Origin of the sequence: Roseomonas sp. TAS13 (genome assembly GCF_001950415.1) — a bacterium.
In the GTDB taxonomy this organism is placed as follows: Bacteria; Pseudomonadota; Alphaproteobacteria; order Acetobacterales; family Acetobacteraceae; genus Roseomonas; species Roseomonas mucosa.
This window is the reverse complement of record NZ_BDLP01000008.1, coordinates 26,096-35,936: the sequence shown is the minus strand read 5'-3', so window position 1 is coordinate 35,936 and position 9,841 is coordinate 26,096. Positions and strand designations below refer to the sequence as shown.

At 71.2% G+C, this 9,841-nt stretch carries 10 protein-coding genes; 7 read left to right on the top strand and 3 right to left on the bottom strand.

The annotated features are described in order from the left end of the window. Positions 1-537: 537 nt before the first annotated feature. Complete coding sequence (locus ROTAS13_RS01635; RefSeq protein ID WP_019460772.1) at positions 538-1,560, top strand: amidohydrolase family protein; 1,023 nt, start codon at positions 538-540, stop codon at positions 1,558-1,560. Positions 1,561-1,729: 169 nt separating this feature from the next. Here the strand turns inward: ROTAS13_RS01635 and ROTAS13_RS01630 are convergent, their stop codons facing one another. Beyond that, positions 1,730-2,188: a MaoC family dehydratase gene (locus ROTAS13_RS01630; protein ID WP_019460773.1), complete on the bottom strand. Its 459-nt coding sequence runs from the start codon at positions 2,186-2,188 to the stop codon at positions 1,730-1,732. Between the two features lie 210 nt (positions 2,189-2,398). Here ROTAS13_RS01630 and ROTAS13_RS01625 point away from each other — a divergent pair, with 210 nt between their 5' ends. The 4 genes from ROTAS13_RS01625 (at position 2,399) to ROTAS13_RS01610 (ending at position 7,138) form a co-directional block, all read left to right on the top strand. Beyond that, a complete protein-coding gene (locus ROTAS13_RS01625; protein WP_058389384.1) occupies positions 2,399-3,154 on the top strand; it encodes a GntR family transcriptional regulator in 756 nt (251 codons plus the stop codon). 2 nt (positions 3,155-3,156) lie between these two features. Beyond that, positions 3,157-4,080, top strand: coding sequence for an NAD(P)-dependent oxidoreductase (locus ROTAS13_RS01620; RefSeq protein ID WP_058389383.1), 924 nt, complete (start codon positions 3,157-3,159; stop codon positions 4,078-4,080). Continuing rightward, the gene (locus ROTAS13_RS01615; protein ID WP_058389382.1) at positions 4,077-5,729 is read left to right on the top strand and encodes a thiamine pyrophosphate-binding protein; all 1,653 of its coding nucleotides are present in this window, start codon (positions 4,077-4,079) and stop codon (positions 5,727-5,729) included. Before ROTAS13_RS01620 ends, ROTAS13_RS01615 begins: the two co-directional genes overlap by 4 nt. 146 nt (positions 5,730-5,875) lie before the next feature. Beyond that, a complete protein-coding gene (locus ROTAS13_RS01610; RefSeq protein ID WP_026033122.1) occupies positions 5,876-7,138 on the top strand; it encodes an FAD-binding oxidoreductase in 1,263 nt (420 codons plus the stop codon). A gap of 60 nt (positions 7,139-7,198) precedes the next feature. On the opposite strand, the gene ROTAS13_RS01605 is transcribed toward ROTAS13_RS01610, so the two are convergent. Then, positions 7,199-7,447, bottom strand: coding sequence for a hypothetical protein (locus ROTAS13_RS01605; RefSeq protein ID WP_139323244.1), 249 nt, complete (start codon positions 7,445-7,447; stop codon positions 7,199-7,201). Positions 7,448-7,491: 44 nt separating this feature from the next. Continuing rightward, positions 7,492-7,968 (bottom strand): TlpA disulfide reductase family protein, encoded by a 477-nt coding sequence (locus ROTAS13_RS01600; RefSeq protein WP_019460779.1) that lies wholly within the window; start codon positions 7,966-7,968, stop codon positions 7,492-7,494. Positions 7,969-8,104: 136 nt separating this feature from the next. Here ROTAS13_RS01600 and argH point away from each other — a divergent pair, with 136 nt between their 5' ends. Together argH and lptM are read left to right on the top strand one after the other, a co-directional pair. Then, a complete protein-coding gene (argH, locus tag ROTAS13_RS01595; protein WP_019460780.1) occupies positions 8,105-9,493 on the top strand; it encodes an argininosuccinate lyase in 1,389 nt (462 codons plus the stop codon). Further along, positions 9,490-9,618: an LPS translocon maturation chaperone LptM gene (gene lptM, locus ROTAS13_RS27955; protein ID WP_019460781.1), complete on the top strand. Its 129-nt coding sequence runs from the start codon at positions 9,490-9,492 to the stop codon at positions 9,616-9,618. The genes argH and lptM overlap by 4 nt, the downstream gene beginning before the upstream one ends. Positions 9,619-9,841 lie beyond the last annotated feature (223 nt).

The following is a 9,841-nucleotide window of genomic DNA, read 5'->3' as shown; positions in this document are numbered from 1 at the left end:
CCCGGGGGAAAGGCGCTGCCTTTCCCCCGGACCCCCTATCCGCCAGGACCCTGCGGGCCCTGGACCCGATGAGTTGGCGCCCGCTGACGCCGGATCACGCCGGAGAGCATGGCTCTCCGGCGGGCTGCTGGTGCCGCCAGCGTGGACAAGGTGTCTTTCTTCTTTTCGGGAGCCCCGCCTCTCCACCTGTTCCCAGGGATCAACCCGCAGGCTGACGGCCCCCACGCGGAGCCAACGAAAGGCGGGGTCCGGGGACATACGATGTCCCCGGCGGAGAGGGTTTCCGGGTGGAGAGGCAGCGCCTATCCCCCGGCGGCTAGCCACGAAGCGCAACGCCCGGCGTCATCCGCGACGGCTGCTATGCCGTCCGGTGATAGGAACGCCGGGAAAACCGATAGCACGGCCCTCCCTGGCCTCCTGTAGAAGTTCCGCGACAGCCCGGTGCGGGACGCGGCCATGGGGAGGAACCACGCCTTCCGTGGCGGACCGGGCCTTTGGCGCCGCCGAAACGAAGCAGGGGTTCCGGGAGGACCGCGCATGATCATCGACTGCCATGGCCACTACACCACGGCGCCGGCCGCCCATGACCGCTGGCGCGAGGCGCAGACAGCGGCCTTCAAGGCCGGGGGCGATGTCGATCCCGCCTATCCCGATATTTCCGACGACGAGATCCGCGAGACGGTGGAGAAGAACCAGTTGCGCCTGCTGCGCGAACGCGGCGCCGACCTGACGATCTTCAGCCCGCGCGCCTCCACCATGGCACACCATGTCGGCGACGAAGCGGTGAGCCAGGCCTGGACGCGGCGCTGCAACGACCTGATCAAGCGCGTGGTGGACCTCTTTCCGCAGCACTTCGTGGGCGTCTGCCAGTTGCCGCAGTCGCCGGGTGTGTCGATCACCCATTCCATCGCGGAGCTGGAGCGCTGCGTGACGGAGCTGGGCTTCATCGGCTGCAACCTGAACCCGGACCCGTCGGGCGGGCACTGGGCCGGGCCACCGCTCACCGACCGGGCCTGGTATCCGTTCTTCGAGAAGATGGTCGAGCTGGACGTGCCGGCGATGATCCACGTCTCCGGCTCCTGCAACTGCAACTTCCACGCGACCGGCGCCCACTACATCAACGCCGACACCACCGCCTTCATGCAGTTCCTGGAAGGCGACCTGTTCCGGGACTTCCCGGCGCTGCGCTTCGTCATCCCGCATGGCGGCGGCGCGGTGCCCTATCACTGGGGCCGCTACCGCGGGCTGGCCGACATGCTGAAGCGCCCGCCGCTGGCCGAGCACGTGATGCGGAACGTGTTCTTCGACACCTGCGTCTATCACCAGCCGGGCATCGACCTGCTGTTCCGGGTGATCGACATCGACAACATCCTGTTCGGGTCGGAAATGGTCGGGGCGGTGCGCGGGATCGATCCGGAAACCGGCCACTACTTCGACGACACGAAGCGCTACATCGACGCGCTGCCCATCCCGGCGGCGGACAAGCACAAGGTCTTCGAGCTGAACGCCCGCCGCGTCTATCCGCGCCTCGATGCCATCCTGCGGGACCAGGGTCGGTAGCGGCAGCCTTCCGGCGCGATCCGGCATCAAGGTGAGCCAGCGAAAGGGAGCCAGGGCCCGCAGCGTCCTGACGGAGTGGGACCGGGGGAAAGGCGGCGCCTCTCCCCCCGGGGCGGCGCAACGTCAGGACCGTGAAGCGCGGACCGGCTGCCAAGGGGAGCCGCCCGGATCAGCCAGCCGCGCGGCGCGGGACCAGGGCCGAGGTGACGGTGGATTGGACCACTTCCTCCGCCTGGTTCTTCGTGATGATGCGGGCCTTCAGGATGCCCTGGTCGGGGCGGGAGCGTGAGGGGCGCATCGACAGCACCTCCACCTCCACATGCAGCTCGTCGCCGGGCTTCACCGGGCGCACCCAGACCAGGTTCTCCAGTCCCAGCCCCTGGCCGCCCCTGGCGATGGGCGGCAGGGCGTCCTGGATGAACAGCCGCATCGAGACGGCGGCGGTGTGCCAGCCGCTGGCCACGAGTTGTCCGAACTGGCTGCGGGCCGCTTCCTCCTCGCCCAGGTGCTGCGGCTGCGGGTCGAATTCCCGGGCGAAGGCGATGATGGCGTCCCGCTCCATCCGGTAGGGCCCCGAGCGGAAGACCTGCCCATCCGCGAAATCCTCGAAGTAGTGCGGCTCCCTCATGCCGGGTGCCCCTTCGCGTGGTCCGGCTGGGGGGAGGGGCGGGGGGATGGAGGCATGGCGGGGCCCTTGTCATCGGTCGCGGAGGAGCCGCCTGTCGGGCGGCGGGTCGGGATGTGCCGATCCTGGGCCGCCAGGAAGGGCTTGTCAGGTGGTCCGTAAATGTATTCACTTCTGGATGCAGACAGACACACCCTCAGGACCGCCTGGCCCGTGACGCTTTCCACCGCCATCCAGCGGTCGGCCGACCGCCTTCACGAGCGGCTGAAGGCGATGGTGGCCGCCTATCACCTGCGCCCGGGCGAGCGGATCAACGAGGTCGAGCTGGCGCGCCGCTTCGGTGTCAGCCGCACGCCGCTGCGGGAGGCGCTGAACCGCCTGGCCTCGGAAGGCTTCCTGCTGGCCACGGCCAACCGTGGCTACCATGTCCGTCCGCTGGACGCGGCGCAGGTGCTGCGGCTGTACGAATACCGCGCCGTGCTGGAGGCCGGGGCGCTGCGCCTGTCGGCGGAGCGCGCCACGCCGGAGGCGCTGGGGGCGCTGCGGGATTTCGCCCGGCGCAGCCGCGACGAGCCGGAGGACGATGCCCAGGCGCTGCGGCTGCTTTCGCTGGACGAGGAGTTCCACGAGCGGCTGGCCGCGCTTTCCGGCAACGGGGAGCTGGTGCGGGCGCTGCGCGGACTGAACGAGCGCATCCGCTTCGTGCGTTGGATCGACATGCAGAACCGGCGCGGCGGCACGCAGGGCGAGCATCTGGAGATCCTGCGCCTGCTGGCGGGCGGGGAAGGCGAGGCGGCGGAGGCGCTGCTGCGCCGGCATATCGGCCGTCGGCTCGACCAGATCACCGAGGTCATCAAGGCGGGCTATGCCGAGATCTACACCGGCAATGCCCTGGCGGCGCATGTGATGCGGGCGGAAGGAATGGCGCGGGCCGGACCGCTGCCGCTCGCCGAGGAAGCAGGAGGTTGAGGATGCGTGCGGTCTTCGTGGATGCCAGCGACGCGCTGGCGGATGTGGCGGAGCGGCTGAATGCCGGTGGCGGGGTGGATCTGCGCATCCATCGCGACGTGGATGTGACGCCGGACCGGATTCCGGCCGTGCTGGGCGATGCGGAGATCGCCATCATCGACCACACGCACCTGCCGACCGATATCGCCCTGAAGTGCAAGGGGCTGAGGCATGTCGTCTTCCTCGGCACCGGGGCCCGGTCCTACATGAATCCGGAGGAACTGGAGGCGGCGCGCGGAATCTCCGTGCACATCATCAAGGGCTATGGCGACACCGCCGTGGCCGAGATGGCCTTCGCCCTGATGTGGGCGGCCGCCAAGAGCCTGGCGGCGATGGACGGCGCCATGCGCGGCGGCCAGTGGCTGCGGATGGAGGGCATGCAGCTCACCGGCAAGACGCTGGGCCTGCTGGGCTATGGCGGCATCGGGGCGGAGATGGCGCGGCTGGCACGCGGCATCGGCATGAAGGTGATCGCCTGGAACCGCACGCCGCGCGACGGCGAGGGGGTGGAGTTCGTGCCGCTGGAGCGGCTGCTGGCCGAGAGCCACGTGCTTTCCGTGCATCTGCTGCTGAACGACGGCACGCGCGGCTTCCTGTCGCGCGAGCGGATCGCCGCGATGCGCGACGGCGCCATCCTGGTCAACACCGCGCGCGGCGCCGTGGTGGACGAGAACGCGATGATGGACGCGCTGGGCTCGGGCAAGCTCGCCCATGCCGGGCTCGATGTCTTCGCCGTCGAGCCGCTGCCGCCCAACCATCCCCTGACGAAGCTGCCGAACGTGACCCTTTCGGCCCATTCCGCCTTCCGCACGCCGGAGGCCAGCGACAACCTGATCGAGGCGGCGCTCGAACATTGCCGCCGTATCCAGCGGGAGAACCGGAAATGAGCGCGCGGACCGGAGGACAGATCCTCGTCGACCAGCTCGTGGCCCAGGGCGTGGAGCATGTCACCTGCGTGCCGGGCGAAAGCTACCTCGCCGTGCTGGACGCGCTGCACGGTGCCAGCATCGACGTGATCACCTGCCGCCAGGAAGGCGGTGCGGCGATCATGGCCGAGGCCTGCGGCAAGATGACGGGGCGGCCCGGCATCTGCTTCGTGACGCGCGGGCCGGGCGCCACCAACGCCTCCTGCGGCGTGCACATCGCCATGCAGGATTCGACGCCGATGATCCTGTTCGTCGGCCAGATCGCACGCGAGATGCGGGAGCGCGAGGCCTTCCAGGAGCTCGACTACCGCGCCGTCTTCGGCACCATGTGCAAATGGACGACCGAGATCGACACGCCCGACCGCGTGCCGGAGATCGTGTCCCGCGCCTTCCGCGTGGCGATGCAGGGCCGCCCCGGCCCGGTGGTCATCGCCCTGCCAGAGGACATGCTGGTCGAGACGGCCGACGTGCCCGACGCGCCGCGCGTGGAGCCGGCCCAGGCCGCGCCGCTGCCCGCCGACATGGAGCGGCTGGGCGGGATGCTGCGCGCGGCGAAGCGGCCGCTGGCCATCCTGGGCGGCACCGGCTGGGACCAGGCGGCGGTGGACGCCTATGGCGACTTCGCCGGGCGCTGGAGCCTCGCCACCTGCACCTCCTTCCGCCGCGCCGACCGGATGCGCTGGGACCATCCGTTCTATGTGGGCGATCTCGGCATCGGTCCCTCGCCGAAGCTGGCGGCGCGGGTGAAGGAGGCCGACCTGATCCTGCTGCTGGGCGGGCGGATGTCGGAGATGCCGTCCTCTTCCTACACGCTGCTCGACATTCCCGTGCCGAGGCAGGCGCTCGTGCATGTGCATCCGGGCGCGGAGGAGCTCGGCCGCGTTTATGTGCCCACGCTCGCCGTCCAGTCCGGCCCGCGTGCCTTCTGCGCCGCGCTGGGCGATCTCGCGCCGCCCGCCTCCATCCCCTGGGCGGAGGATGCGCGCCAGGGCCATGCCGACTACCTCGCCTGGTCGGAAACGCCGCGCCGGCTCCCGGGCGACTTCCAGTACGGCGAGGTGATGGCCTGGCTGCGCGAGCGCCTGCCGGGCGACAGCGCGCTGTGCAACGGCGCCGGCAACTTCGCCGGCTGGATGCACCGGCACTACCGCTTCTCGCGGCTCGGCACGCAGCTCGCGCCCACCTCCGGCTCCATGGGCTATGGCGTGCCGGCGGCGATCATGGCCAAGCGCGTGCGGCCCGATGCGATCGCGCTCTGCATCGCGGGCGACGGCGACTTCCTGATGACGGGCCAGGAGATCGCGACCGCCGTGCAGCACGGCATCGCCAGCATCACCGTGGTGGTGGACAACGGCATGTACGGCACCATCCGCATGCATCAGGAGCGCGAGTATCCCGGCCGCGTTTCCGCGACGAAGCTGCGGAACCCGGACTTCGCCGCCTATGCCCGCGCCTTCGGCGGCCATGGCGAGACGGTGCGCAGCACGGCGGAATTCGCCCCGGCCTTCGAGCGTGCCCTGGCCTCCGGCCTGCCGGCGGTGATCCACTGCTTCCTCGACCCGCGGGCGCTCTCGGTCGGGCGCGACATGCCGGAAGGGGCGCCGCTCTGACGCGGGTGGTCCGGTGAAGGACGATTGATCGGGCATGGCGCCGTGTGGTGCCCGCAACCGCCGGCGGCGGGAAGCGCCACGAGTGGAAGGTCCGGGGGAAGGCGGAGCCTTCCCCCGAGAGAGCGACGGATGGAAGTGCGAGACCGATGAGTCGACATGTCGTGGTGATCGGGGCGGGGATCGTGGGCGCGGCCTCGGCGCTGGAGCTGCTGCGCGACGGGCACCGCGTGACGATCCTGGAGCCGGGCGATCCGGGCGGGCCACAGGCGGCGAGCTACGGCAACGGCTGCTGGCTCTCGGTGCAGTCGGTGATCCCGCCGGCCGGGCCGGGGGTGTGGCGCAAGGTGCCGGGCTATCTGCGCGACCCGCTGGGGCCGCTGGCGATCCGCTGGAAGTACTTCCCGAAGGTGGCGCCCTGGCTGGCGCGCTACCTGGCGGCGGGCTGGACGGAGGAGCGCGTGCTGCGCGTGGCGCGGGCGATGGCGCCGCTGCTGCATGACGCGCCGGCGCTGCACCGGCGGCTGGCGGAGGAATCCGGGGTCGGCGGCCTCGTGCAGCAGCGCGGCGACATCTACATCTACCCGTCGCGGGCCGAGTTCGAGGCCGAGGCGATGGGCTGGCGCATCCGGCGGCAGGTCGGCATCCGGTGGGTCGAGCTCTCGGCGGAGGAACTGCACCAGCGCGAGCCCGAGCTGTCGCACCGCTACGGCTTCGGCGTGCTGGTCGAGGAGGGCGGGCACTGCACCGACCCCGGCGGGCTGGTGGCGGCGCTGGTGGCGCAGGCCCAGGCGCAGGGCGCGGCACTGCTGCGAACCTGCGCCACGGGCTTCCGCATCGATGGCGAACGGCTGACCGCGGTGGGCACGCCGGCGGGCGAGATCGCCTGCGACGCGGCGGTGATCAGCGCGGGCGCGCGTTCCCGGCGCCTCGCCGCGGCGGTGGGGGATTACGTGCCGCTGGAAACGGAGCGCGGCTACCACGCCGTGCTGCGCGATCCGGAGGTGTCGCCACGCCATCCGCTCATGCCCTCGGACGGCAAGATGGCCATCACCCTGACGCGCGGCGGGCTGCGCTGCGCCGGGCAGGTGGAGATCGCGGGGCTGGACGCCGCCCCCGACTGGCGGCGCGCGGAGATCCTGCGCGATCACCTGCTGAAATCCTTTCCCGGCCTGCCGCGCGACCTGCCGGCGGAGCGGGTGGAGGTCTGGATGGGCCACCGCCCCTCGACGCCGGACGGCATGCCCTGCCTCGGCCCCTCGCGCCGCTCGCCGGATGTGATCCATGCCTTCGGCCATGGCCATGTCGGGCTGGTGGCCGGGCCGCGCACCGGGCGGCTGGTGGCGCAGATGGTGGCCGGACGAGCGCCGGAGATCCCGGTCGCGCCTTTCTCCCCGGCGCGCTTCCGCTGATTCCGGGGGCCTCTCCACCGCCGCACGGTTCCGGCTGATCCCCGCGGGCGCCGGGAGGGCTCAGCCCTCCCTGGCTTCCTCCTCCCCGTCCTCTTCCTCGTCCTCGTATTCGACCTCCGCCCCGTTCACGACGGCGAGGCAGTCGGCATAGGTGGACAGGATCCAGTCCCGGTCGCAGCGCGACGGGTCCGGCTCCGATTTCATGATGAGCTGCAACAGGACCAGGGCCACGGCGGCCTCGCTGTCGCCCTCGACCTTCACCTCGGGTTCGGCCATCGCCTCGCCTTCTCCTTGCGTGGTTGTCGTCATGAAGACGTTCGCCCGCCCGCCGGGATGCCGGGGCGGAGGGTGCCTCACGTGGAAGTGGGGCGTTCCGGTGCCGGGGCGGCGAGCAGGCGGCGTATGGCTTCCAGCTTCTCCGGCGCGCTCCAGTCGGCGGAGCCTTCCAGCCGGGCCACCTCCCGCCCCTGCCGGTCCAGCACCAGCGTGGTCGGCAGCCCGCGCACGCCGAGCGCCCGCCCGGCGGCCCCCTGCGGGTCCAGCCAGATATCCAGGTTCCTCACCCGCGTCCGGGCATAGAAGCCGCGCACCTGGGACGCGCCGCCCCGGTCGGAGGACAGCGGCAGGACCAGGATGCCTTCCCGCTCCACCAACTCCTGGAGGCGGTCGAGGGAGGGCATCTCCTCCACGCAGGGGGCGCACCAGGTGGCCCAGAAATTCACCACCAGCCCCTTGCCGGCGAAATCGGCCACGCTCTTCCGCGTGCCCTCCTCATCGGTGAAGGAAAGCTCCGGCAGCGCCCGGGGCGGCCCCTCGACCAGCTGGCCCAACAGGGCCGATCCTTGCGCGGAGGCTGGACGGGGCGGGAGGGCCATGCTCAACACTGCCCCTGCCGAGGTCCCGGCCGTCAGCGTGGCGAAAAGGGCTTGGCGGCGTCCGATCCTCAGCACGGGAAGTCCTCCACTCGTGTCCAGCAACAGCAACAGTCAGTGGGGCGGCCGCTATGCGGGCGGGCCCTCGGCGGTCATGCAGGCCATCAACGCCTCGATCGGCTTCGACCGGGAGATGTGGCGCCAGGACATCCGCGGCAGCCTCGCCCATGCCGCCATGCTCGCCCATGTGGGAATCATCTCCCCGGAGGACGAGACTAGCATCCGCGACGGGCTGGAGGCCATCGCCGGGGAGATCGAGCGCGGCGAGTTCCCCTTCTCCGAGGCGCTGGAGGACATCCACATGAATGTGGAGGCCCGCCTGACCGAGCGCATCGGCGAGGCCGGCAAGCGCCTGCATACGGCCCGGTCGCGCAACGACCAGGTGGCGCTGGATGTCCGGCTCTGGACCCGCGACGCCATCGACGGACTCGATGCGCAGATCGCCGACACGATGCGGGCGCTGGTGGAACGGGCCTCGGAGCACGCCGCCACGGTGATGCCGGGCTTCACCCATTTGCAGCCGGCGCAGCCCACCACGCTGGGGCACCACCTGCTGGCCTATGTCGAGATGCTGTCGCGCGACCGCTCGCGCCTCGCCGACTGCCGCGCCCGGATGAACGAAAGCCCGCTCGGCGCCGCCGCGCTCTGCGGCACCGGCTTCCCGATCGACCGGCACATGACGGCGGCGGCGCTGGGCTTCGACGGGCCGACCCGCAACAGCCTGGATTCGGTGGCCTCGCGCGACTATGCGCTGGAGTTCCTCTCGGCTTGCGCCATCTGCGCCGTGCATCTCTCGCGGCTGGCCGAGGAATTCGTGATCTGGACGAACCCGTATTTCGGCTTCGTCCGCCTGACCGACGCCTATACGACCGGCTCCTCGATCATGCCGCAGAAGCGCAACCCGGATGCGGCGGAGCTGGTGCGGGCCAAGCCGGGCCGCATCACCGGGGCGCTGGTCGGGCTGCTGACGGTGATGAAGGGCCTGCCGCTGACCTATGGCAAGGACATGCAGGAGGACAAGGAAGGCATCTTCGACGCCGCCGCCTCGCTGTCCCTGTCGCTGGCCGCCACCGCCGGCATGGTGCGGGACATGCGGCCGGACATGGCGCGGCTGAAGGCGGCCGCCGGGGCGGGGTTCTCCACCGCCACCGACCTTGCCGACTGGCTGGTGCGGGAACTGAAGCTGCCCTTCCGGGACGCCCACCACGTCACCGGCCGCCTCGTCGCCCTGGCGGAGCAGAAGGACGTGGACCTCGCCGGGCTCTCGCTCGAAGACCTGCGCAGCGCCGAGCCGCGCATCCACCAGGGCGTCTATGACGTGCTGAGCGTCGAGGCCTCGGTGAACTCCCGCACCTCCTATGGCGGCACGGCCCCGGCCAATGTCGCGGCCATGGCGGCGGAATGGAAGGCACGGCTCGCATGATGCGGGCCGCCCTGCTCCTGCTCGCAGCCTCCCTGGCGCTCGCCGCCTGCGGCCGCAGCGGCCCCATCCGCGCGCCGGGCCCGCCGGACCAGATCACCTATCCCCGGACCTATCCGAGCCGCTGATCCCCGGACGGCGTCCTGCGGAGGCAAGGCGGCCGGGGCGGTGCCCCGGCCCTGCCAGGCCCCTCTGCCTGCCATGGCCAAAAGCGCCATGGCCTCGCACCGCGGCGGGGAGGCAAGCGCCATGACGGAAAAGACGCCTCCAGGTGCCAAGTCGCGCTGCGCGAGGAGGAAGGGGCAGACTTTCCCGGCCTGCGCGAAACGGGCACACAGGCTCTTCTGACGG